This is a genomic window from Streptomyces sp. NPDC058052, from assembly GCF_042885515.1.
Taxonomy (GTDB): Bacteria; Actinomycetota; Actinomycetes; order Streptomycetales; family Streptomycetaceae; genus Streptomyces.
The window spans coordinates 46110-67808 of sequence record NZ_JBHVRX010000022.1; the positions used below are offsets into that span (position 1 = coordinate 46110).

The 21699-nt window shown below is 70.9% G+C and carries 22 protein-coding genes; 10 read left to right on the forward strand and 12 right to left on the reverse strand.

The features are described 5' to 3' along the window. Window positions 1–29 precede the first annotated feature (29 nt). From ACFVU3_RS26800 to ACFVU3_RS26815, 4 genes are all read right to left on the reverse strand, one after another. Window positions 30–563, reverse strand: a complete 534-nt coding sequence (locus ACFVU3_RS26800) for a flavoprotein (RefSeq protein WP_390070061.1) — start codon at window positions 561–563, stop codon at window positions 30–32. Window positions 564–722: 159 nt separating this feature from the next. Continuing rightward, on the reverse strand, window positions 723–1787 hold the full coding sequence (locus tag ACFVU3_RS26805; protein WP_390070062.1) for a sugar ABC transporter substrate-binding protein: 1065 nt from the start codon (window positions 1785–1787) through the stop codon (window positions 723–725). 585 nt (window positions 1788–2372) lie between these two features. After that, window positions 2373–2519, reverse strand: a complete 147-nt coding sequence (locus tag ACFVU3_RS26810; protein ID WP_390070064.1) for a hypothetical protein — start codon at window positions 2517–2519, stop codon at window positions 2373–2375. 105 nt (window positions 2520–2624) lie between these two features. After that, complete coding sequence (locus ACFVU3_RS26815) at window positions 2625–3143, reverse strand: ferredoxin (protein ID WP_390070066.1); 519 nt, start codon at window positions 3141–3143, stop codon at window positions 2625–2627. A 195-nt stretch (window positions 3144–3338) separates the two neighbouring features. Here ACFVU3_RS26815 and ACFVU3_RS26820 point away from each other — a divergent pair, with 195 nt between their 5' ends. Beyond that, on the forward strand, window positions 3339–3659 hold the full coding sequence (locus ACFVU3_RS26820; RefSeq protein WP_390070067.1) for a hypothetical protein: 321 nt from the start codon (window positions 3339–3341) through the stop codon (window positions 3657–3659). 180 nt (window positions 3660–3839) lie between these two features. On the opposite strand, the gene ACFVU3_RS26825 is transcribed toward ACFVU3_RS26820, so the two are convergent. Together ACFVU3_RS26825 and ACFVU3_RS26830 are read right to left on the reverse strand one after the other, a co-directional pair. Continuing rightward, complete coding sequence (locus ACFVU3_RS26825) at window positions 3840–5156, reverse strand: hypothetical protein (RefSeq protein ID WP_390070069.1); 1317 nt, start codon at window positions 5154–5156, stop codon at window positions 3840–3842. A 326-nt stretch (window positions 5157–5482) separates the two neighbouring features. Then, entirely contained in the window at window positions 5483–6226 is a 744-nt protein-coding gene (locus ACFVU3_RS26830; protein WP_390070070.1) for a phosphotransferase family protein, read from the reverse strand. A 164-nt stretch (window positions 6227–6390) separates the two neighbouring features. Between ACFVU3_RS26830 and ACFVU3_RS26835 the strand changes: the two genes are divergently transcribed. The 3 genes from ACFVU3_RS26835 to ACFVU3_RS26845 all read left to right on the forward strand — a co-directional run bounded on the left by ACFVU3_RS26835 (window position 6391) and on the right by ACFVU3_RS26845 (window position 8772). Then, window positions 6391–7680, forward strand: coding sequence for a DUF6357 family protein (locus ACFVU3_RS26835; protein ID WP_390070072.1), 1290 nt, complete (start codon window positions 6391–6393; stop codon window positions 7678–7680). A 148-nt stretch (window positions 7681–7828) separates the two neighbouring features. Further along, entirely contained in the window at window positions 7829–8191 is a 363-nt protein-coding gene (locus tag ACFVU3_RS26840) for a DUF1304 domain-containing protein (protein ID WP_390070074.1), read from the forward strand. Next, window positions 8188–8772, forward strand: a complete 585-nt coding sequence (locus ACFVU3_RS26845; protein ID WP_390070075.1) for a TetR/AcrR family transcriptional regulator — start codon at window positions 8188–8190, stop codon at window positions 8770–8772. The genes ACFVU3_RS26840 and ACFVU3_RS26845 overlap by 4 nt, the downstream gene beginning before the upstream one ends. 63 nt (window positions 8773–8835) lie before the next feature. Here the strand turns inward: ACFVU3_RS26845 and ACFVU3_RS26850 are convergent, their stop codons facing one another. Then, window positions 8836–9675: an aldo/keto reductase gene (locus ACFVU3_RS26850; protein ID WP_390070077.1), complete on the reverse strand. Its 840-nt coding sequence runs from the start codon at window positions 9673–9675 to the stop codon at window positions 8836–8838. Window positions 9676–9805: 130 nt separating this feature from the next. Beyond that, window positions 9806–10438: a TetR/AcrR family transcriptional regulator gene (locus ACFVU3_RS26855; protein WP_390070078.1), complete on the reverse strand. Its 633-nt coding sequence runs from the start codon at window positions 10436–10438 to the stop codon at window positions 9806–9808. A 62-nt stretch (window positions 10439–10500) separates the two neighbouring features. Between ACFVU3_RS26855 and ACFVU3_RS26860 the strand changes: the two genes are divergently transcribed. Both ACFVU3_RS26860 and ACFVU3_RS26865 read left to right on the forward strand, forming a co-directional pair. Then, window positions 10501–11337: a class I SAM-dependent methyltransferase gene (locus ACFVU3_RS26860; RefSeq protein ID WP_390070208.1), complete on the forward strand. Its 837-nt coding sequence runs from the start codon at window positions 10501–10503 to the stop codon at window positions 11335–11337. Between the two features lie 202 nt (window positions 11338–11539). Then, window positions 11540–12073, forward strand: a complete 534-nt coding sequence (locus ACFVU3_RS26865) for a hypothetical protein (RefSeq protein WP_390070080.1) — start codon at window positions 11540–11542, stop codon at window positions 12071–12073. A gap of 89 nt (window positions 12074–12162) precedes the next feature. On the opposite strand, the gene ACFVU3_RS26870 is transcribed toward ACFVU3_RS26865, so the two are convergent. From ACFVU3_RS26870 to ACFVU3_RS26880, 3 genes are all read right to left on the reverse strand, one after another. Continuing rightward, on the reverse strand, window positions 12163–12906 hold the full coding sequence (locus tag ACFVU3_RS26870) for a branched-chain amino acid ABC transporter substrate-binding protein (RefSeq protein WP_390070082.1): 744 nt from the start codon (window positions 12904–12906) through the stop codon (window positions 12163–12165). 65 nt (window positions 12907–12971) lie between these two features. Next, window positions 12972–13772, reverse strand: coding sequence for a DUF6461 domain-containing protein (locus tag ACFVU3_RS26875; protein ID WP_390070083.1), 801 nt, complete (start codon window positions 13770–13772; stop codon window positions 12972–12974). A gap of 95 nt (window positions 13773–13867) precedes the next feature. After that, window positions 13868–14128 (reverse strand): hypothetical protein, encoded by a 261-nt coding sequence (locus tag ACFVU3_RS26880; RefSeq protein WP_390070085.1) that lies wholly within the window; start codon window positions 14126–14128, stop codon window positions 13868–13870. A gap of 880 nt (window positions 14129–15008) precedes the next feature. Between ACFVU3_RS26880 and ACFVU3_RS26885 the strand changes: the two genes are divergently transcribed. The 4 genes from ACFVU3_RS26885 (at window position 15009) to ACFVU3_RS26900 (ending at window position 20343) form a co-directional block, all read left to right on the forward strand. After that, window positions 15009–15701 carry an SMP-30/gluconolactonase/LRE family protein gene (locus ACFVU3_RS26885; RefSeq protein WP_390070087.1) on the forward strand — a complete coding sequence of 231 codons (693 nt, stop codon included), beginning with the start codon at window positions 15009–15011 and terminating at the stop codon, window positions 15699–15701. 110 nt (window positions 15702–15811) lie between these two features. After that, window positions 15812–16408, forward strand: coding sequence for a dihydrofolate reductase family protein (locus ACFVU3_RS26890; RefSeq protein WP_390070209.1), 597 nt, complete (start codon window positions 15812–15814; stop codon window positions 16406–16408). Window positions 16409–16674: 266 nt separating this feature from the next. Continuing rightward, window positions 16675–18429 carry a serine/threonine protein kinase gene (locus ACFVU3_RS26895; protein WP_390070089.1) on the forward strand — a complete coding sequence of 585 codons (1755 nt, stop codon included), beginning with the start codon at window positions 16675–16677 and terminating at the stop codon, window positions 18427–18429. Between the two features lie 714 nt (window positions 18430–19143). Beyond that, window positions 19144–20343 (forward strand): oxygenase MpaB family protein, encoded by a 1200-nt coding sequence (locus ACFVU3_RS26900; protein WP_390070091.1) that lies wholly within the window; start codon window positions 19144–19146, stop codon window positions 20341–20343. Window positions 20344–20389: 46 nt separating this feature from the next. Here ACFVU3_RS26900 and ACFVU3_RS26905 read toward each other — a convergent pair whose 3' ends face one another. Then, on the reverse strand, window positions 20390–21568 hold the full coding sequence (locus tag ACFVU3_RS26905; RefSeq protein ID WP_390070093.1) for a TetR/AcrR family transcriptional regulator: 1179 nt from the start codon (window positions 21566–21568) through the stop codon (window positions 20390–20392). Window positions 21569–21699 lie beyond the last annotated feature (131 nt).

Genomic DNA, 21699 nt, shown 5'->3' on the forward strand with positions numbered 1-21699 from the left:
GGGAACCGGCCCCACCGGCCCCACCTGTCTCACAGGAGGTCGGAGACGGCCTGCAGCGCGGCAGGCCAGGGGTAGGCGTACGGGGCGCCCTGACCAGGCTCGTGCGGCACGAAGCCTCCCTCGCCGTAGACCAGCCGGACGCCGGCGGAACGCAGCGTCTCGATCGACCGCTCCCATTGCGGGTGTGCGGTGGAGGCGCTGTTGACGCACGGCATCATCGCGATCGGGATGCCCTTGCCGATGCCTTCCGCGACCACCCCTACGAGCCATGTGCCGGTGATGCCGAGCGCCCAGGCGTTCACGGTGTTGAAGGTCGCCGGTGCGACGAGGACGGCGTCCGGCTCCGGCCACATGTCCGGCTCCCCCGGGAGGCGGTAGTCCCACCTGACCGGCCGGCCCGTGAGCGCCGCGAGTCCGTCCAGGGACTCGTGAAGCCAGCGGGCCGCGGTCGGGGTGAGCCCCAGGCACACGTCCCAGCCGTCGGCCTGTGCCTCTTCGATGACCCGGGCGATATCGAAGACCGGGGGCGCCGCGCTGCTGAACAGGTACAAGGTCCGCGTCATGGTCGTATCCGATCACACGGACCCGCCACGACGTTGCGGAGGGGAGTCCGTGCCTGAACCCGACGCACTCAGCGGGGAGGGGCAGGGGCACGGACGGAACCCCTACCGGACGAGCCGCTGGCTGGGGACTCGCGCCGTGCGGGCCGGCGGGGGAGGGGGCTACTCGATGCCGAGGTCGGCGCACTGGGCGGCGAGCTCGTCCGTGCAGATCTCGGCGGCCTTGTAGATGCCGTCCTGGACGACCGTGGTCTGGATGTTGGTCCTGTCGACGACCACCGGGTCGAGGAGGTTCGACGGAACCCCGTCGGTCTCCGTCTGAGCACGGATCGGCACGCCCATCAGCAGATCGACGGCGAACTCCGCGGCCTTGGGAGCGAGGTCGAGCGGGGACTTGTAGATGGTGAAGGTCTGGGTGCCGGCGACGATCCGCTGGATGCCCGCCAGTTCGGCGTCCTGGCCGCCGACCGGGATGCCCTTGATGCCGGCGTTCTCCAGCGAGGTGATGATGCCGCCCGCCATGCCGTCGTTGGCGGAGTAGACGGCGCCGATCTTGTCCTTGCCGACGGAGGAGACGGCGGCGGCCATCTTCTCGCCCGCGACCTTCGGGTCCCACTCGCCGGACGCCTCGTAGGCGATCTTGCCGACCGTTCCCTCCAGGGCGATACGGGCGCCCTCCTTGAACAGGGCCGCGTTCGGGTCCTTCTCGTCGCCGTTGATCATGACGATCTGGGCGGTGGCGGCCTTGGCGCCGAGGGCGGAGATCAAGGCTTCGCCCTGGAGCTCGCCGACCATGTAGTTGTCGTGGCTGACGTAGACGTCCGCGCCCTCGATGGCGCGGTCGTACGCGACGACCTTGACGCCCTTGCCCTGCGCCTCCTTGACCCAGCCGGCGGCCTTGGCGGAGTCCACGGGACAGAGCGCGATGACCTTCACGCCGTCGGCGATGAGCTGGTCGAACTGCTGCTTCTGCTTCGCGACGTCGGAGACGGCGTTGTTGTACACGACCTCGCAGTCGAGACAGCGCCGCCTGACGGCCTTCTCGAACTGCGGCTTGTCGAGCGCCTCGTACCGCGCGGTCTTGTTCTCCGGCAGGAGCAGACCGATCTTGGTCGAGCTGCCCTTGTCACCGCTGCCGTCGCCGCCGGCCTCGCCGCACGCCGAGACGGCGAGGGCCATGGAGAGCGCGGCCGTGCCTATGACGACGCGACGGGACATTGCGTTCATGCGGGGTGCCTCCCTGACGAGGCCGCGACGGTGCGGCCGAGGTGTCACGAAGTGAACTCGGCCGACATTTGATCGTCAAGAAGTAAACATTTAACGAGATGGAAACGGAGCCTACTGTCTAGTAATTGAATACGGGGTCCCCGGTGACCCTGCGATGCCCGGGCGGCCTCGGGCGACCCTGGACGGTGTCGTAGAGGAAGCACGGGGAAAGAACCTCGGCCGTCGTCGTGCGGTGTTCGTGGGGTTCGTCGGCCCGGGGCGATGGTCGCGCTGCCGGGGGACTTCACAGACAGGGGTGTTGTGCCGGATGAGCATTGCCTTCACTTTGCGAATGAAGTGTGTGATCCGACCTCACTAGCCCACGCCTCCCCGAAGTCGCTCCAGGCGACCGGACTTTCGACGGCTGACGAGCCATGCCCGCGTCCGGGTGGGTGTGCGTGCGGTCGCAAACCCCTTGGCTCCGGCTCGGCAGGACCAAGAGCTGCGCAGGCCGGGTGTGGCTGCGGTGGCCAGGTTCGACCGAAGGCTGCTCGTGAACCGGAACAACGGCGAGAAGCCGCGCGGGTGCTGGTCGGCGCCGTCGCCTCAGTGTCTCCACCGACGGTCCGGTGCTGTCACCCACAGGATCACTCCGACGAGCGCGTAGATCATCCCTCCGATGATGATCACCGGGACACCGATCATGAGAGCGAATCCCAGGAGGAGATCGCCCCAGGTCGGCTCGTCGCCCATCGTGCTTCCCCCTTGCGCCATGCACGTCATGACTCGGTGGAGACCGAATCGGTTCCCGTACCGCCAGCGGGCCTGCCCGGACGCGGCGGAAGAACGCCCAGCGCGCTACAGGTCCGGCAGTCGTTCGCCGGGTGCGGGAGACCGTCCCTCCGTCAGCCAGTAGAGGTACGTTCGCAGGTCCGCCGCCAGGCATCCCGCGAGGTAGGACCTGTAGTCCTGAACCGCGGCGGCCAGACCTTGCTCCGCCCAGTCGACGTCCGCCCAGTCGTGGGCGGACAGGTACTCCGTGATCCGGCCGCGATCACGCCACCACTCCCGCACCGCCTCCGGAGTCCACCGTGCGTCGCCGTCGCAGCCGTACCCGAGAAAGGGGTCGCAGTCGGCTGCTTCGACCAGCCGTGCCGTCTCATCCGGCGTCTTGGGCTGGCGGTAGACGTACTCCGTCAGGTACTCCCCGCCGTAGAGGACGTGTCGGGGCGCGGAGAGCCGGCCTGTGCGGCACGTGTCGGTGTCGCCGCCGTAGAAAGGCCCAGGGACATTGAGCCAGAGCCGGTCCTCCCAGATGCCTTGGAACGCCTCGAGGTCTTTGCCGAGGCTCGCCACGGGGTCGTAGTAGAGCGTCACGGGCCGAGCATAGAAGCCCCGTCCCGCCTCGCCGTCGATTCCGGGTGCAGGAGCGCGCTGTTCTCGGGCCGCCCCGCCTCCTCCGACAGCCGCTCAGTCGCGGCCTTCCTGAACGCCGACCCGCTGCCGCAACCCGCTTCGGTGCCCTGGCGTCCCTGTCTGTGCCGGACGGCTGCCGATCACCCAGGAGAGCACGTGACGAAGAAGGTCCACAGGACGGACGCGGCGGGGGAGAAGGACCGCGAACAGTGGATGGCGCGCTTCCAGGTGCGGCTGGCCATGCAGCCGGGCGTGGACCGGGCCGTCGTGCTCCGGGCGGTCAAGGACGTCACGGCCCACTGCGCAGAGACGGGAGAGCACCCGCGGACTGCCTTCGGTGACCCGGACGCCTACGCCGTGCAGGCTGCCGCGCGGTTGGTGCCGGCGGACCAGGCGGCACGCGCGAGGCAGCGCAACGCCGTGGTGGACGCGCTCGACTCCGCGCTGAAGAAGGCCAGGGACGTCGCCGGTCTCTGACCGATTTCCCCTGGCGCCCTCGCGACGCCGGCCGAGACCGCAGCCTCACCGTGATCCTTGAGGTGTGGCTGCGGAGGTACGGCTGCGACCCGCGCGACATCAGAACCCGGACCGGAGCCGCGGTACGCCTCTGCGGCAGGACGCCGCTCGACCGCCGCCCCGACCGGTGCTTCCCGGAACCTAGGCCGAGAGGCTGCGATCGAGACGGCACAAGGGACACAGGGGGCTTCCCCCGATGCCGTAGCGGTGGGTGGGCATCCGGCAGACCGCGCACGGGCCGACCAGGTCGGCGGGGCAGTCGGGAGAGCCGTCGCCGACGATCGGCTGCCGGGACACGTCCCGGTCACGAGGCCCCGGCTGCAGAGGAATCGAGGCGGGTGTCGGGGAGACTCCGGCCGGTGTAGAGCCCCCGGCCGGTGCACCGGCCGTCGGTCCCGGACGGCAGGTGCGCTCGCGCGCAGGGTGGAACCCAGGACGCGGGTCGGACAAGGCGATGCCCGCCGGCATCAGGGCGTCGGTGTCGCGGACGATGTCACGCCGCCGGTCCTCTCCCCGCCGGGCCTGGTAGGAGCAGGACCCGTCGAAGGGAAGTCGTTCGGGGGCAGCGGGATCGCTGTCGTCCGCGTGCCCCGGTTCGGGCTGCGCCAACGTGTCGGTGGTGGCGTCGAGATACCGTCCGTGGTCGTCGGCGGACACCCGCATGTGCGCGGCACGTGACCGGCGCCCGCGCTGGACGGGAAGGTACAGCGGCACGTACTCGCCGGCTGCGGTGACACCGATCAGCCGGTCCAGATGCATGCCGAGAGCAGGTGCCCACGTGCCGTGCCAGTGGTTGCAGCGCCCGTGCCCGCGGTCGGGACACGGCACTGGGCCGCGTGCGTCGCAGCGGGCCAGCTTCAGCTCCCTCACACCTCCGCGGACCAGGAGCGCGTTGCCACTGGAGTACGCCTCCAGAGGCATCCGGTCGATACGTGCCCACGGCGTCCGCTCGATGAGCGGCGAGCTCGGGTCCTCGGTGGTCCACAACGGTCTGAGGCCGTCGGCGCGGGCGAGATCGCTCCGCCTGGCCACCGAGTGGGATGTCGTACAGGACAGCTGCACCTCGCAGCCGAGCTCGATGTCGCCCTCGCCGTGCACCAGGACATCGGTCCGTCGGCGCCCGTCCGGCCCGCGGGTCTCCAGCTCGGCGGTGAAGCCCGCCCTTTCGGCAGCCGCGGCGATGCGTTCCTTGAGCGCCTTGTGCCGCGGGCTCTCCGGTGCTGTGGCGTGACGGCGGCCCTGGGAGTAGTGCACGGCGACGGGGCGGCCCTTCCACAGCCTCAGGAACATGTACTGCGGGCAGCCGGGGTCGGCCTCCCGGCACTCCCCACACTCCAGATCGCCCTTGACCGTCCTGCGGTAGACGGACCGCCAGAGCCTCAAGTCCTCGGAAACGGTGAGATCCAGCTCGGACAGGTTCAACCGGCCGAGCTCGCGGTGGAACACACTGTGTGCCATCCCACCAAGCTACGCCGTGCCACTGACAAGCAACACACCGTCATGCTGCGGGTGTTGAGCAGATGGGCAAGGCCCCGTCTGGATGAGCAAGGCCCCGTCTCCAGAAGCAGAGCCACCGGATCGTTCTCGGAGCCACAGGCCCACCTGCACTGCTCCCGCGCCGTGGTCGACTCCAGCCGCATCCGCGCGCGAGAGCGGCCGGCCACTGCGTCGCCCCGAGCACCTGTACGCCACCGACCGCAGCGGTGACCACGATCTCCTCCGGGAAAAGGTCCGCCGGTTCCAGTCCCCTCAGAACGATACGCAGCAGTCGTACCCGCGCAGCCTCACATCCGGGATCTGAGCACGTCGACCTCGCAGCCTGGCGCGAACGGGTCGAAGCCGTGCTCGACCAGCCAGCGAACCGCGAGCAGGCTTCGCAGCGACCACCACGCGCGGATCACGTCGAGGTCGACATCGGTGCCGTAGCCGGCGAGGACGTCGAGGCGCTCCTCGTGTCCGAGCGTGAAGGTGGCCAGGTCGTACAGAGCGTCGCCCTGGCCCGCCTCGGACCAGTCGATGATGCCCGTCACCTCGTCGCCGCCGACGAAGACGTGCGCGATCTGCAGGTCGCCGTGCGTGAACGCAGGTGTCCACGGCCGGAGCGCGGCCTGGGCGACCCGGCGGTTACGGGTGACCAGGCCGGCGGGCAGGAGGCCGTTCGCCACGAGCGACTCGCACTCGGCGTCGAGTTCCGCCGCCAGTGCGTCGATGGTCCGGCCGGCCCGCCCGGGCCGGGGCGGCAGCGGCGCGTCGTGCAGCTTCCGTATGGCGGCGCCCGCCGCGGCCCACGCCGCCGCCGACCCGGTCACCGGGCCGCCGAGGCGCCCGAGTGTCGTCCCCGGGAGCGCGGCGATCGCGAGCACGGGCGGCTTGCGCCACAGGACCTCCGGGGTCGGGACCGGCGCGAGGGACATCACCTCGACCTCGATGTCGATACGCGCCTGGTCGGCGTCCACCTTCAGGAACACGTCACCGACGCGCAGGGTCGCGCGCTCGGCATGGGCGGCGACGACTTCGACCTCATCCATGGGCGACCAGTATCCCGGAGGTGATCGCCGGCGTCGCCAGACTTTTCGCGTGCGACGACGCAGCCGATCGCGTCCCGCCCCCCGACAGCCCCGTGCGTGACTGTGATCCGTGACCAGGCCACGTTCATGCATGCGGTCCGGAGCCGGACCGGAAGACTGGACCCATGAGAGACATCGTTTTCACGCGGGGGAGCGGCTGGATCCCGAGTGTGGTCCGCGAGGACGGCGAGCTGAAGCTGATGCTCGGCGCGGGGGCCGACGCCAACCACGACCCGCGCACCTTCACGTTCCCGATCGGCGAGGGGCATCGCGCTGTGATCCAGGAGGACCTGGCCAGGCACCTGTTGCTGTGGAGCGCGGTCCTTCCGCTGTGCGACGACGCCGGCACCAGGGGCCAGCTCGACGAGGACGCCGCCGTCGCGCTCCTGGACCCGGTCCTGCTGGCCGCGCCCGCGGACGTCGACGCGTTCTTCCGGCGCGTCCGGTGGGACAGGAGCCGGCTCGTCGCCCACGGGGCCGACATCGGCCTGCTCGACCGTGGCCAGGTGTGCGCGGCGATGCGCGGGGCGACGGAGACCGCGGACGCGAGGCGTGCCCAGGAGCACCACGCGAACCGCCGACGCGCCCGGCGCGGAGTGGTACTCGGCCCCCTCGACACCGCGATCCTGCGGTACACGGGCCAGTACCTGCACGGCGCGACGGTGCCGAAGCGGACCCCCGACGCCGTCGCCCCCGCGCTGCTGCCCGACGTCATGCGGGTGGTCGCCACCGCGGAGCGGGCCTGTGCCGGGATGCGGATCGGCCGCGATCCACGACGGGGAAACCGCGCCACCGACAAGCGCGACTGGGCCCTGATGGAGGCGGCGGTCGAGGCGGCCGTGCGCCGCGCGCACCCCGGACTCGCCGACGACGCGGTGCGCACGGTCGGCTTCCTGATGTGCTCCGAAGCGGCGGCCCGTTCGAGGAACGCGCCGATGGAGGACGACGAGGAGGCCGCGGGCTCAGGGGGCGCGAGGAGCAACGCCCTGACGTTCACCGATGACAAGGGCGCCGAGAAGAAGTGGCTGCCGGACGGCCCCCGCGGCGCCGCCGCGGAGTTCTGGGCGTTCGTCGGCGACCGCTCCGCCGCGGACAACGAGGTGTTCACCATCGAGGACGAGGAGCTGGGCGAAGGGGTCCAGCTCCACTTCTACGCCGACTCGCTGGCCCGCATCACGACGCTGCGCGCGGGCGGGGGCGGATCGGATCCGGAGTACCTCGTCGAATACGGCCTCGTCGACGGGCTCGGCGACTACCGCACCCTGGTGAGCGCCTTCGTCCGCGGGGGCTGCGCCGCGCTCGACGAACACGGCCCCTGGATACGGGACGTCGCCGAGTTCGAGCGCGCGCGGCGCCGGCGCGACGAGCGGCGCCGACAGGGCGAGGGGTCGGCATCCCGGCGGCGGCGGGGGTGAACCGCCCGTGCGCAGCGCCTCCCGTGTGCGGCCGGCCGTGCGCCGCGTCGACGGGGCTTCCACACCGCCCGTGAAACTTCCTGGACGAGTGTCCATGTATTCTGGACACTCGTCCAGGAAGTCTTGTCGCGCAGTGTAGGGAGTGCCCATGGAAACGACGGCAAACGTGCTGGTCGCGCTGGTGGCGGCGCTGCACGTGTACATCCTCGTTCTCGAGATGTTCCTCTGGGAGCGGAAGCCGGGCCGCAACCTCTCCGGGTTCGACGCGGACATGGCCCGCGCCACCGCGCCGCTCGCCGCGAACCAGGGCCTCTACAACGGGTTCCTGGCCGCCGGGCTCGTGTGGGGGCTGGTCGCGGACGAGCCGACCGGCTTCCGCGTCCAGGTCTTCTTCCTCGGCTGCGTACTCGTCGCGGGGCTCTACGGCGGACTCACCGCCAACCGGCGCATCCTCCTCGCCCAGGCGCTGCCCGGGGCCCTGGCCCTGGCCGCGGTTATGCTCGCCCGGTGACCAAGGAGCAGGCGGACCCCCGTACGGCGCGGACCCGCGCCAAGCTGCGCGCAGCACTGCTGGAGGAATGCGCCGACCGCCCGCTGGCAGAGGTCAGCGTTGCCGCGCTCGTGCGCCGGGCGGGCGTCGGCCGTGCGACGTTCTACCTCCACTACGCGGACATGGAGGCGCTCGCCGTCGACGCCTGCGCCGACATCGTCCGCGAAGCCGTCGACGCCCTCCACGCCTGGCGCGGAGTCCCCGACCCCGCGACCCCGCCCCCGGCCCTGTCGGCCTTCTTCGAGGAGTTCGCCCCCCACGCGGGGCTCTACCGGGAGCTACTGGGCCCGGGCGGCAGCGGCCCGCTCGGGCACGTCCTGCACCAGGAACTGCGGGCTCGCAGCCGCACCGAGCGCGCGCTGGCCGGTGCCCCGGAACCCGACCTGATCGCCTCGGCCGTCGCCGCGACCTTCGCCGGGGTCCTCGCCGACTGGCTGCACGGACTCATCGAGGCCACCGCGCCCCAGATCGCCCAGCACATCTGGCGCCTCCTGGTGAACCTCCACCGCACCCCCCTGGGACGTGTCTCTTCGATCAGTTAGCTCGTGTTCCCCCAGTTCGAGCTGGTCATGGACACTGGCTCCGCTCGTGAGAAGCGGGAGAGCCTACGCCTGCTCGCTCAGCCGGTCGAGGCGCTCGCGCTGGGCCGGAGTGAGGTGGAGGTCTGCCGCTGCGAGGTTCTCCTCCAGGTGGTCGATCCGGGCGGTGCCAGGGATCGGGAGGATGACCGGCGATCGGTCGAGGAGCCAGGCGAGCGCGACCTGCGTGGGCGTGGCGTCGATCTCGGCCGCCACGGCGGCGATCTCGGCCCGCGCGCCCGACGCCCCTGCTGCGACGGGACGCCACGGCAAGAACGCGATGCCCGCCGCCTCGCAGGCCGCGAGCACGGGCTCGTGTTCGCGGTCGAGCAGGTTGTAGCGGTTCTGCACGCTCGCGACGTCGATGATCTCGCGCGCCTGGTCCAGCTCGGTGACGGTGACCTCGGACAGTCCGATCCGGCCAAGCTTGCCTTCGGCCTGAAGGTCCCGCAGTGTGCCGAGCTGATCGGCGAGAGGTGTCTCCGGATCGATGCGGTGCAGCTGGAGCAGCTCGATCCGCCCAACGCGAAGCCGACGGAGCGCCTGTTCGACCTGAGCGCGCAGGACGGCCGGCCGGCCGTCCAGTCCCCATTCGCCTGAAGAGGCCGATCGTGCGACGCCGACCTTGGTGGTGACGAGAAGCTCGTCCGGGTAGGGGTGCAGAGCCTCAGCGAGGAGTTCCTCGTTGGCGCCCCCGCCGTACAGGTGGGCGGTGTCGATCAGCGTGACACCCAGCTCGACAGCCCGCCGGGCAACCGCAAGGGACGTCTGCCGGTCGGAAGCGGGCTCGGTCGGCAGGCGCATGGCTCCGAACCCGAGCCGCCGCACACCCAGGTCTCCGCCGATGAGAAAAGTGGTCGATGCCATCTGCTGTCTTCATCCCCTCGCTCAAGGGGCCACGTTAACAGCGCAGTTGGCCACGGCGTCGGTCCATCGGCGAGGGCGATCGTTCGCCGTGATCGGAGCGAAGGCCGCTGATCGAAGAGACATGGCCCATCTAGGCCGAGCAGAGCTGTGAGCGCAGGCAGTCGTGGGCCCACTCTTCCCACTCTTCGGGTGACCAGCCGCGGTCGCGCACGAACAGGAGGTAGAGCTCGGGGCTGAGTACGCAGAACAGCACGTCGGCGGCCTTCTCGGCAGGCACTCCCGGACGCGCTCCCGGCTTGGCCATCAGGGCGGTCGCGGCGGTCGCGTGGACGGCGAATCGGGGGTCCTCGTCCTGGTGCCAGACTCCGGCGACCTCGGGATCCGCCAAGGCCGCCGTGTCGACCATCTTCAAGATCGGCGCGACGCGTTCGAGGATCTCCCGCGTCCCGCGGACGTGCGCCCGCAGGTGCGCGTCGGAGGTCTCGGCGGCCAGCGCCTCGCGGAACCAGGGCCGGTCCATGGTGGCCACGGGCTCCTGATCACCGGCGATCGCGAGGTCGACGAGTTCCTTCAGCAGGTTCCGCTTGTTCCCGAACACGAAGTAGATCGTCTGCACGGCCACCCCGGCCTGGGTCGCGACGTCCTGGAGCATCGTGGCGCCGTAGCCGCGCTCCACGAACAGCTCGCGGGCGGCCTCCAGGATGCGCCGCCGCGTCTGCTGAGCCTTGAGCGCTCGCTTCCCGGTTCCCTTGACATCAGCCATGATGGCACTCTATCCCTAGAGTTGAACTCTAGAAGCCAACTCTAGTGAAATTGGTGGCGCTGATGCAGCCGATCGCCAACAAGCAGCAGGCACAGGCATGGAACGGCCCCGAGGGGGCCCACTGGGCCGATCACCACGACCGCTTCGACAGGCTGAACGGCGGTTTCGACGACGCCCTCTTCACCGCGGCGGCCATCAAGGAGCACGACCACGTTCTCGACATCGGCTGCGGAGCCGGTCAGACCACCCGCCACGCGGCCCGCCAGGCCACGTCCGGGCAGGTCGTCGGCATCGACATCTCCGCACCGATGCTGGAACGTGCCCGCGCCCTCTCCACCGAGGAAGGCGTCATCAACGCGGTCTTCGAACAGGGAGACGCGCAGGTGCACCCCTTCCCGCCCGGCGGTTCCGACGTGGTGATCAGCCGGGGCGGAGTCATGTTCTTCGCCGATCACGCCGCCGCGTTCGCCAACATCGGCCGCGCTCTGCGCCCCGGCGGCCGGCTCGCCTTCATCTGCCCCCGCATGCCCGACCCCCACGGGGAATCCGCTCAGGCGCTCGCGCCGGTGAACGCCCTCATGCGCGAGTCCTCCCCGGCCGCGCGAGGCATGATGTCGCTCTCCGACCCCGCCCACGTCCACGAGGTGCTCACCGCGGCCGGGTTCGCCGACGTGACGACGACGTCCGTCGAGGGGCCTGTCCACTGGGGGCGGGACGCCGGCGACGCCGCCGACTTCTTCTTCGCGATGAGCCCGGTCCGCTTCAACCTCGACAGCCTCCCCGAACAGGTCACCGCACAAGCCCGTGAGCAGGTGACCGCGGCGCTCCGGCGGTACGAGACCCCGGAGGGAGTCCGCCTGCGCGGCGCGGTCTGGCTGGTCACGGCCGCTCGCCCCTGACCCCACGACCCCGGACGGCGCGGCGGAGCGCCGAACCCGAGGTGAAGAGGTGGCTCTCCGCCCCGGCGCCTGCACCGGGCGCCGGGCGGACAGCGCCGAACTACGTCCGGTGACACGCCCGGGCCCGGCTCCGACGGGGGGAGGGGTCGTGACAGGGTGGATCGAACAGCGCACGAGTGTGCCGGAGACAAGGAGGAACGGAGTGGACGAGCGACTTCACGCGCACGCCGAGCGGTACGCCGCGGGCCACCAGGGCAGGCATCCGTTCACGGACTGCCGGATCCCGGCCGGCGGCATCGTCATCTGGGGCGCGGACGAGGACTGGCACATCGAGCACGCGATCACCGCGCTGACCGAGTCGATGCGCCTGTGCATGGCGCGCTACGACGTGGAGTGGCCCGACCTCGGCATCGACGCGGTACGCGACGAACTCGCCTACTGGATCACACCCGGGTTCCCGGCCGAGGAACCGGTGCCCGGCTCCTCGGTGTGGCCCGCCCCCACCGGCCCCTACGCCGCATCCTGGCACCGCCTCTTCCGGGAAGCGGACACCGACGCGGTGCTCCTGGCCGCGGCCAGGGTCGAGGAGGTTCTGGGCCTGTTGCTCGGCGAGGCCGACTGCCGCCATCCCGAGTCCCCGACGGTCTTCGGATGTGTGCTCAGGGAGTTCCGTCCGGCGGGCAGCCCGGCGTTCTTCGGGGTCGTCGTCGACCAGTGCCGCAACCGGGCCTCCTGACCGGGCCGTCGCTCCGTCGGTGACCCAGGGGCCCGGCCGCCCCCCTGCCCCGATGCGGCTGCCGCCGGTGCGGCTGAGGGCGCACCCCGTCATGGGGTGGAAGGTCCGGTCGTCACGGCCCGCCGGCTTCCGCCGTCCACCCGGTACACCGTCAGTCGGCGGTCGGCGATGTCCCCGCCGTCGAAGGCGACGCCGTCCGTGACGCCGTCGACGGCCGGCTGCTCGACGGCTCCTGGCAGCTTCGCCCGGACGCCGGCGGAGAGTGTGCCGTCCTCCGCCTCCGCGACGGCCTTCACCGCTTCGATGAGGGCCAAGGTCGCGTCATAGGCGTAGGGGCCGTACCAGCCGGGCGGCTGGGAGTAGCCCGCTGCGCCGTACCGGGTCAGGAAGTCCCGTCCCGCCGCCGACTCCGTCGCCGGTGCGCCGAGCTGGGTCGCGAGGTCGCCGTCGGCCTGAGGGTTCCCCGTGAGGTACTGCTGGCCGAAGAGGCCGTCGCCGCCCATCAGGGGGATCGTCACTCCCGCCTGCTCGAGCTGCTGGGACACCCGTGCCGCGGTGTCGTAGTAGCCGCCGAAGTAGACGGCCTCGGCGCCCGAGGACCGCACCCTGACGGCGAGGCCCGCGAAGGAGCGTTCGTCGGGATCCACCTGCTCGGTGCCGACGACGGCCCCCCCGAGCTTCTTCCACTCGGCCGTGAGGCCGGAGGCGAGGGCGATGCCGTGGCCGCTCGCGTCGTCGACGACGTAGAGCTTCGTCTTCCCGCCCTCGTGCAGGTACCGGGCGGAGAACGGCCCCTGGTCGTCCGTGCCGATCGTCCGGAACAACCAGAACACGAAGCCGAAGAGCAACCACCGGGCCGGAAGACCGATACTCAGGGGAACCCGAGCCCCGTCACCGTTTAAGGAGTAGGCGACGAGGGACCGAGAATCACGATCGGTTCCTCGGCTCGGGCCCGGGCGAGGGCAGTGGCGGCCTCCACCTCCTCGCGGGTGACCTCTTTGTAGAACCGTTCCCCGTCCGCGCCGGTGACGTCGATGACCATCTTGGTCCACTCCGCGGCGGGCGCCTCCGGAACATGTCCGAGGTGGTACTCGGCATTCTGGAGAAGTTCCTCTGTGAGCCGTACGCCCGTCAGACGCTCGGTGAGGGCAAGCACCGCTGCCTTGGTATCGGTACTCGGGCCTGTGCCGTCCTCGTCCTCGGTCAGGACGAAGCCGATCTCACGCATCATCGGTACCAGCTCGTCCGGGGCGCTGCCGTATCTGTTCGCGGGCCATTCGAAGCCGGTCCGCAGCTCACCGTCCTCGAACCAGTCGAAAAGGTCGATCGGTGCGCCCCCGTTGGTGGAATGCGACACGGCTCGCCCGTTCTGCGACAGGGACGGCATGAACCGTGACATCCCCACGCCCCCGTTGAAGTCGAAGACGAGCGTCCAGTCACCTTCCGTGCCCGGCACGACGAAAGCGCCCGCGATGAAGGAGTCGTCCCAGTAGTCCGTCGCAGAGCGATGTTCCAGATGCTCCTCGACCAGAGCGTCCAGTCCCTCACCCGTGCCCTTCGGCTCGGCCTCCATCAGACGCAGCACGTCGGTGGGGGCGATGCCGCGGACAAGGGCCAGGCCGTATCCGCCCGCCATCGCGTCGCCGAACATCCGGGAGGAACGTATCCAGGCGTAATCCCGTGCAGTCACCAAAGTCATGCACAGCAGTCTGCCTCCCAGCACTGACAGACCTGCGGCCCGAGGCCCCCACGACGGCACCGAGGGACGCAGCGCTTCAAGACTGCGGGCTCAGGTCAGCCGATCCAGTCTCGGAATCGGGCGCGTGATGGTCCGCACGCGCCGTCGGCCAGGGCATCCTCGTAAGCCTGCCGGGCTACGGCTTCCCTCTCTTCCGCCGAAGCGCCGGCGGACGTGAGGGACCCTGAGCCGACTGCGTAGGTCTTGCATCGTGGATGGACCGGCTGAACGGCGTACCACCCGAAGGCGATGACGGCAGCCAGCGTGGCCAGGGTGATGAAGCGGCGTCTGGGCGTGTGGAAGAACGGGTTGATCATCTCTGGATGGTACGGAGGGTGTCTGACCTACCGGCCCGCGCCCTGCTCCGTCACAGACAGGGCGACGATCCCCCGCAACTCAAAGGCAACTGCCGTGGCCCGCGTCGGCACCGGCCGGTCGGGGACCGTGGGGGTCGCCACGGACGGTGCCGAAGAGGGAGCCTGCTCCGGCATCATCGGGCGGAGGAGGGCTCCACCGCCACGTCCGGTGCCGTTCGGCTCTCGGACCGGGGGCGGGAACCGGCCGGCTGTCCGGCTCGGATTCCCGTACGGCGCCGTGCCCGTGGGTCGCGTCGGGGCTCGGCCAGGCGGACGTCAGTACGCCCCTGAGCATGTCAGCCGCTTCGGCGGCGCCCACGCGCCGTGCCGGGGACGGAAAGTCGGCTTGATCATGCCCTTTGAGGCGTAGGCGACGTCTGCACCGGCGCCGGCACCGCGCCATGGTCCGTGACCACCGGGCCGGCTACGCCCTCCGGCGCCCGGCGCCGCGGATCGCCGTCACGCGTCCGTCCCGGACATTGGAGTGGCCCGGGGGAGGACGGGCGGCGTGGTTCCCGTATCTTCCAGCGCCGCTTCCTATGGTCGGCGCAGGTACGGCGGTGGGCCGGCCACTCTGACCCGATGGGGAATCATGGTACGTACGACGGCCAGGTCCGGAACGGTGACGCTCGTGTCCTCGAGAGGGCGTGCCGCGTGGCGGAGGGCCCGTCGGCTCGCTGTCGCGATGGGCCTCGCGGCGCTGTGCGCGCTGCCCCCGACGACGGCAGGCGCGACCCCGCCGCAGGACGGCCGGCCCTCCGCGCACGCACTCCTTTACGTGTCCGACTACGGCAACAACCGGGTTGTCGCCGTGCCCACGAGAGACGGAGACCAGACACCCGTGCCCTTCGAGGGCCTCGTCCGGCCGACGGGCATGGCCGGGGACGCGTCGGGCCGCCTCTACGTGTCGGACACCGGCAACAACCGCGTGGTCGTGAGGGCGGCGGACGGAGGTGGCCAGTCCACCGTCCCCACCGACGGTCTGTCGCGCCCCTTGGGGCTCGCCCTCGACCGGGCCGGGAACCTCTACGTCGCCGACAGCTTCAACGACCGGGTCGTGAAGGTGTCCGTGGCGAGCGGCACCCAGACGACCGTCCCGACCACGGGACTGCTCCACCCCTGGGGGCTGGCGCTGGACGTCGCCGGGAACCTGTACGTCTCCGACTTCGTCAACGACCGCGTCGTCAAGGTGGCCGCCGACGGGAGCGGCCAGTCCACGATCCCCGTCCTCGGCCTCTCGCAGCCGACCGGCCTGGCGCTCGGCGCCACGGGGGACCTCTACATCGCCGACAGCGGCAACAACCGCGTGGTGAAGATCGCGGAGGGCGGCGGCCAGACCACCGTCCCCACCACCGGTCTCAGCGATCCGCTCGGCCTCGCGCTCGACGGCTGCGGCGGCCTGTACATCGCCGACGGCTTCAACAACCGGGTGATCCGCGTCCAGGAGACGGGCGGTGGACAGACCACCCTCCCGGCCACCGGCCTGAACACGCCGACGGGCCTCGCCTTCCCCCCGACGGGCACCCGCCCCTGAAACACGCAGGGCGAGCGCCGCTGGTCGTTCCGCCCGAACATTGACACCACTTCACTCGTAGTACTACGTTCAAACCACTTCGATCGGAGTGCTACGCAAAGGGGATCATGGTGCGCAAGCTCGTGTACTACATCGGTGTCTCGCTCGACGGCCGTATCGCCGGCCCCCGCGGTGAGTTCGACTTCTTCCCGCAGGGCGACGACCAGCAGGCCGCCGCCTACTCGGCCTGGATGAACGCGCTCTACCCGGAGACCGTCCCGACCGCGTACCGCGCGGCCGCCGGGGTCGCCGACGCGCCCAACCGGCGTTTCGACACCATGGTCATGGGCCTCGGCACGTACCGCCCAGCCCTCGACCAGGGGATCACCAGTCCCTACGCGCACCTGCGGCAGTACGTCGTGTCCAGCACCCTCGAGCCGGACACCGACCCGGCCGTCACCGTCGTGCCGGATGACCCGCTCGCCCTGGTCCGCGAACTCAAGGGCGAGACGGGCGCCGCCCTGGACATCTGGCTCTGCGGGGGCGGCCGGCTCGCGGGCGCACTGCTCCCCGAGATCGACGAACTGCTCATCAAGACGTACCCGGTCGTCGCCGGGGCCGGGGCGGTGGCGTTCGACGGTTCCTACGACCCCACCGTCTTCGACGTCGCGGATCGCACGGCCTTCCCCAACGGAGTCACCTTCACCCGCCTCACGCGACGCCACTGAAGGGAACGGAAGGGCGCGCCGTCAGTTCATCGCTTCGGCAAGGACCTTCACGCGGGCGCAGGAATGGCCGCCCCCGGACGCGCCGCCCGTACTCCTCGTCCTGGAAGGCCGGACGAGAGGGAGCTGCGGACGATCAAGTAGAAGGGTCTTCTAGAAAATCCATCTAGTATCAAATATCGTGGGCTCACCGAACCGGCCCCTCATGTGCGCGTCCTGAACGGGGTGGCCCCGGCCGCCCGTGGCGGCCGTGAGAGTACGGGGGAGCGATGACTGGCAGGTTCGCCGCGCTCGACGCCGACGATCCGGACACGGTCGGTGGATACGCGTTGAGGGCCCGTATCGGCGGCGGCGGCATGGGGCGCGTGTATCTGGCCTTCACCCCGGGCGGCAGGCCGCTCGCCGTGAAGGTCGTCCGGCCCGACTATGCCCACGATCCGGAGTTCCGGCGCCGATTCAAACGGGAGATCAAAGCGGCCCGCAGCGTCCAGGGCCTCTACACCGCCCCCGTGGTGGACGCGGACAGCGAGGCGCCTCTGCCGTGGCTCGCCACGGCCTATGTGCAAGGCCCCTCCCTCTCGCAGGCGGTCGCCGAGCACGGCCCGCTCCCGCAGTCCACCGTCTTCCGTCTGATCGCCGGCGTCGCGGAGGGCCTCATGGCCGTGCACGCCTGCGGGCTGGTCCACCGCGACCTCAAACCGGCGAACATCCTGCTCGCCGACGACGGCCCACGCGTCATCGACTTCGGCATCGCCCACGCCGCGAGCGCGACCGCGGCCACCGTCACCGGGCTACGGATCGGGACCCCCGCGTACATGGCACCGGAACAGGTGCGCGGCCGCTCCGCCGGACCGCCCGCCGACGTCTTCGCCCTCGGCAACCTCGCGGTGTACGCGGCGACCGGCCAGGCCGCCTTCGGCGAGGGCAACAACGAGGCGCTCTTCTACCGCATCCTGCACGAGACCCCCGAACTCGACGCCTGCCCGAAGCCACTGCGCGGCCTCGTCCGCCGCTGCCTGGCCAAGGACCCCACCGACCGCCCCGACCTCGCCCGCATCATGTCGTACGCCGCCGACCGCGCCGGGCGCGATCCCGCGGATCTCGCCCGCGGATGGCTCCCCGATCCCTTGGTCGGCACGCTGTCGGCGTACGACACGGCGAGGTACCTGGACTCCAAGGGATCGAAGGCGTCTCGGGGGTCCAAGGCCCCTGGGAAGTACGCGAAGCACAGCGCGACGGCCGCGACGGAGGATCTCCCCGCGCCGAAGCCGACGAAACACCTCCCTGACGACAGGAAGCCGCCGGAGACCGATACGAGCGCGAGGTCGGCCGGCCTCGTGCTCGTATCGGTCGCTCTCGTCGTGTCCCTCGCGATACTCATCGCGGTCGCGTGGAAAACCGGCAGGGGTACGGACGGAACCGAAGGGTCCTCCGGCTCCACGACCGCGGCCTCCACCGCCCCCACCAGCGAGCCCGCCGCCCCCTCCTTCGACGACCCGACGGACCGGCCCGGGGAGACCACCGAACCCACACCCGCTCCGCCGAGCCCCGAGGACGAGGCGTTCTCAGCCGTCGAGGTCGACGACTGCCTGAGCAACCACACGGGCGCCGGTGAGTGGAACTCCACCACGCCCCGGGTGTCCTCCTGCTCGGACCCCGGCTCGTACTACCGGGTGATCGCCGTCGCCGACACGGTCGACGAATGCGGCTCGGACGACATGACCTGGTGGCACGACAACGACGACGGCAGCGAGACCAACCTCTGCCTGAACCGGAACTACCTCGCCGGGCAGTGCATGTTCGCGGAGCGCAACGGCGAAAGGCTGTCGCTCTACTGGAACCGGGTGACAGGCTGCAAGGAGCCCATACCTGACGAGTACGGGTACATCGTGCAGATCACCAAGGTGTACCCGGACGGCGCGCCCGACGACGCCTGCGTCGACGAACGCGAATGGAGCACCGACAACGGCGGGGACATCTGCGGCGACTGGGTGAGGCGGCGCTCCGAGATGCCGGAGATCTGACCTCGGCACACAGAAGTCAGAGGGCACGGCGGAAGCGTCGCGTCGGACAGCGTCCGCGGGCGGTGTCCGGCCGAAACGCGCTGTTGCGAAGTCGTGGCTGATTCATGGCTTGCACCGAGGGGTGTCGCGGAGCGGACACAGCGTGCGGATGCCCGTGCTCATGGCCGGAAACGGCCGTTGTGTGCACATGGAGAAGCAACCGCGCGAACATGACGAGTACGTCTCCGGAGTCCGTTCCGAGCTTCTCGGCGACTGCTGGAACGAGACCCCGGGCGGCCGAGCCGCCGTCTGTCCCTTCTGCCGGCCCGGCAGTCCCGGTGACGGCGATGAGCCGCTGTGGTGGGGACAGGGCGCCGAGTAGTGGAGACCGCGGGCAAGGCCGCCGCGCATGCTCGACGGGTCGAGGCGCGTCGACGGAGGCTGCCGGTGCCGCGTGAGGCGGCGAGTTCCGCCCAGCGGCGCGGCGTCGTGACCGTGCCGGCCGGCCTCGGCGGACCGTCGGTGTGACGAGCCCGGTTCGGGAGTGCTCTCCGAGGTCGGCGCGGGAGAGGCGGGAAGCCCTGTGCCGCGCCCATTGCCGAGGGGCCGGAGCCTCGCTATGTTAATCGAAAATCACATCCGTGTGACGGGGGTACGCAGCACGTGCGCTGCTCGAACGGTAAGTCCACCTCGGCATCTTGAACCATCCGAGTCCTCAGGGAAGCAGGTAAGTCAATGGACAACCTCAGCAGGCGAAAGGCGCTGTCGCTCGGCGTGGCCCTCGGCCTCGTGAGTGCGGCGAACCCCCTCCAGGCGTGGGCCGCGACGGGCTCGGCGGCTCCGGCCGCGACGGGCACCGGCCCCGAGTGGATCTGGGACGAGGCGGCGGACCCGCTGATGGTCTCGATGCTCGAACAGGGCAAGGTGCCGGGGATCAACTCCGCCTGGGCGTCCTGGGTGAACAACGACGACCCGCTGCCCGCCGGCCTGCCGTCCGAGTTCGCCGCGTACCTGGGACGGGTCAATAGGCTTCCCTCCTGGGCCGATCCGGCCAAACTCGCCCGCGCCGCCGACTTCAACCGGCGCCGGGACACCTATCTCTTCATGCTGTACGGCCTCGGCAGCGGCATCATGAGCACGGTCATTCCCCGCGAGGCCAAGAGCGTCTACTGGTCCGCGGGAGGCGCGGACATGCAGGACCGCGCGGCCAAGACGTTCACCTTCGGCTACGACCTGGCGGAGCTGAACGCCTTCGAGCCGTCCGGACAGTTCGTCGTCACGGCCAACAAGACGCGCGTGGTGCACTCGGCCGTGCGCCACCTGCTGCCGCAGTCGCCGCACTGGCGGGCGGTGGCGGACGAGACCATCCCGATCAGCGCCGCCGACATCCTCGTCACCTTCCACAGCCTGGGCACGTACGTGTACCGGAAGCTGCGTGACTGGCGGATCCCCTTCCCGGCCGCCGACCAGGAGGCGTTCCTGCACTCGTGGCAGGTCGCCATCCATCTGCTCGGCGTGCCCGACGAGCACATCCCCCGGACCTGGGCCGAGGCCGAGCGGCAGTCGGCGCAGGTCCTCACCCCGATCCTCACTCCGTCGACCGAGGGCATCGCCCTGGCCGAGGAACTCCTCGGCCTGACCGCCCAGATCGACCTCGGCGTCACCCGCGGCTTCCTGAACGAGTTCGTGCGCTACGTCCTCAGCGACCAGGTCGGCGACTGGCTGGGGCTGCGGCGCGACTACGCGGCCGCGGCGCTGGTCCGCACCGCCTGGCCGGCCTTCATCCTCTTCCGCGAGGGGCTGTCGCCGATCATGCCGACCAGCTTCTACATGCTCGACCAGTTCGTGCGGGCCCTGGCCATGCTCTTCCTCAACAAGGGCTCCTCGGGCAGGACGACCCCCATCACGATCCCCACGGGGAACCGCGCGGCCTGAGCCCGGCCCGCCGGGTCCGTCCTTCCGGCGGCGCCGGCCGGGGCGCTCACAGACCCAGCGCCGCCATGGCCAGGCCGGTCGCGGCCGCCCGCTCGGCGGGGCCGTCCTGCCACCGCAGATGGCGGCCCGCCTCCACCACCACGCCGAACGCGGCGTGCGCCAGCGCCCTGGCCTGGCGCGAGTCCAGTTCCGGGCGGACCAGGCGCAGCTGCTGCTCCCAGACGCCGACGTGCCGCCGCTGTGCGAGGACCAGGGGGCCCCGCAGCCCGTCCGGAAGGCCGGGCAGCTCGGCCTCGGCGACGCTGTTGAGGTCGGTGTACTCGAAGCTGTAGGCGACGTACGTCGCCGCCAGCGCGACGAGGGCCTCCCGCGGCTCCGTCACCCCGTGGAGACCGCGCTCCACGCCCTGGGAGAGCAGCTCCGCCGCCTGGAGACACGCCGCGGACAGGATGTCGATCTTTCCGGGGTAGTGACGGTAGAGCGCCGACGGGGTCAGCCCCACCGCTTCCGCGATCTGTCCGTTCGTGACGTTGGCGAACCCGTCCCGGGCGAACAGGGGGACGGAGGCCGCGAGGATCTCCTCGCGGCGTGTGCGCGGCACCGGCCGCACCGGCAGCGCGACGGCGGGCGCGTCGCGCAGGCCGGCCTCCGGGTCGGTGGCGGCCACGCGCAGCGCGGACGCCACCAGCAGCTCCTCGGCCCGCCGGGGGGCGATCGAGGTGTGGTGCATCGTGATGGACCCGATCGCGCCGAGGGCCGCCGTGGCCCGCAGGCGCCCGTCGGACAGGGGGCGCTCGTGCTGCACGGCCGCGTCCACCCGCTCGACGAGGCGGTCGAACTTCACCCCGAGCCGTCGGCGGTCCTCGCGGTGGAGGTAGCGCGCCTCCCACCGGTACACCCCGCCCGACGCGCGATGGGCGACGGTGATGCGGGCGGCGGCGGCCAGGACCTCGGCCAGGGGCGCCTCGGGAGCCACCTCGTCGAGTGCCTCCACCAGCCCGTCCACCATGACGTCGGCGCACTCCGCGAACAGCGCGTACTTGTTCGGGAAGTGCCGGTACAGCGCGGTCGCGGTGATGCCCACGCCGACGGCGACCTCCTCCATGGAGGCGGCGTGGTACCCCCGCTCGCTGAACACCCGCCCGGCCGCGTCGAGGATCAGCTGTCTGCGGTTGCGCGGCCGGGTGGCCGCTACGGGGCGGGCGGACGGGGAGGCGGGAACCATGCCGATCAGTGAATCACACGCCACCGGACGGCAGGGAACCTTCCGCCGCGCCCCCCGTGACCTGCCCGCGCGCCCCTGCTGCCTGCCCCGTCGTCCGCCCGCGCCCGTCGTCCGCCCGCGGCCCCGGCACC

Excerpts from the sequence above, each read along its gene's own strand:
- ACFVU3_RS26800 (WP_390070061.1), bottom strand. The coding sequence starts at position 563 with ATGACGCGGACCTTGTACCTGTTCAGCAGCGCGGCGCCCCCGGTCTTC.
- ACFVU3_RS26805 (WP_390070062.1), bottom strand. The coding sequence starts at position 1,787 with ATGAACGCAATGTCCCGTCGCGTCGTCATAGGCACGGCCGCGCTCTCC.
- ACFVU3_RS26810 (WP_390070064.1), bottom strand. The coding sequence starts at position 2,519 with ATGGGCGACGAGCCGACCTGGGGCGATCTCCTCCTGGGATTCGCTCTC.
- ACFVU3_RS26825 (WP_390070069.1), bottom strand. The coding sequence starts at position 5,156 with ATGGCACACAGTGTGTTCCACCGCGAGCTCGGCCGGTTGAACCTGTCC.
- ACFVU3_RS26830 (WP_390070070.1), bottom strand. The coding sequence starts at position 6,226 with ATGGATGAGGTCGAAGTCGTCGCCGCCCATGCCGAGCGCGCGACCCTG.
- ACFVU3_RS26835 (WP_390070072.1), top strand. The coding sequence starts at position 6,391 with ATGAGAGACATCGTTTTCACGCGGGGGAGCGGCTGGATCCCGAGTGTG.
- ACFVU3_RS26840 (WP_390070074.1), top strand. The coding sequence starts at position 7,829 with ATGGAAACGACGGCAAACGTGCTGGTCGCGCTGGTGGCGGCGCTGCAC.
- ACFVU3_RS26850 (WP_390070077.1), bottom strand. The coding sequence starts at position 9,675 with ATGGCATCGACCACTTTTCTCATCGGCGGAGACCTGGGTGTGCGGCGG.
- ACFVU3_RS26855 (WP_390070078.1), bottom strand. The coding sequence starts at position 10,438 with ATGGCTGATGTCAAGGGAACCGGGAAGCGAGCGCTCAAGGCTCAGCAG.
- ACFVU3_RS26860 (WP_390070208.1), top strand. The coding sequence starts at position 10,501 with ATGCAGCCGATCGCCAACAAGCAGCAGGCACAGGCATGGAACGGCCCC.
- ACFVU3_RS26875 (WP_390070083.1), bottom strand. The coding sequence starts at position 13,772 with ATGACTTTGGTGACTGCACGGGATTACGCCTGGATACGTTCCTCCCGG.
- ACFVU3_RS26880 (WP_390070085.1), bottom strand. The coding sequence starts at position 14,128 with ATGATCAACCCGTTCTTCCACACGCCCAGACGCCGCTTCATCACCCTG.
- ACFVU3_RS26895 (WP_390070089.1), top strand. The coding sequence starts at position 16,675 with ATGACTGGCAGGTTCGCCGCGCTCGACGCCGACGATCCGGACACGGTC.
- ACFVU3_RS26900 (WP_390070091.1), top strand. The coding sequence starts at position 19,144 with ATGGACAACCTCAGCAGGCGAAAGGCGCTGTCGCTCGGCGTGGCCCTC.
- ACFVU3_RS26905 (WP_390070093.1), bottom strand. The coding sequence starts at position 21,568 with ATGGTTCCCGCCTCCCCGTCCGCCCGCCCCGTAGCGGCCACCCGGCCG.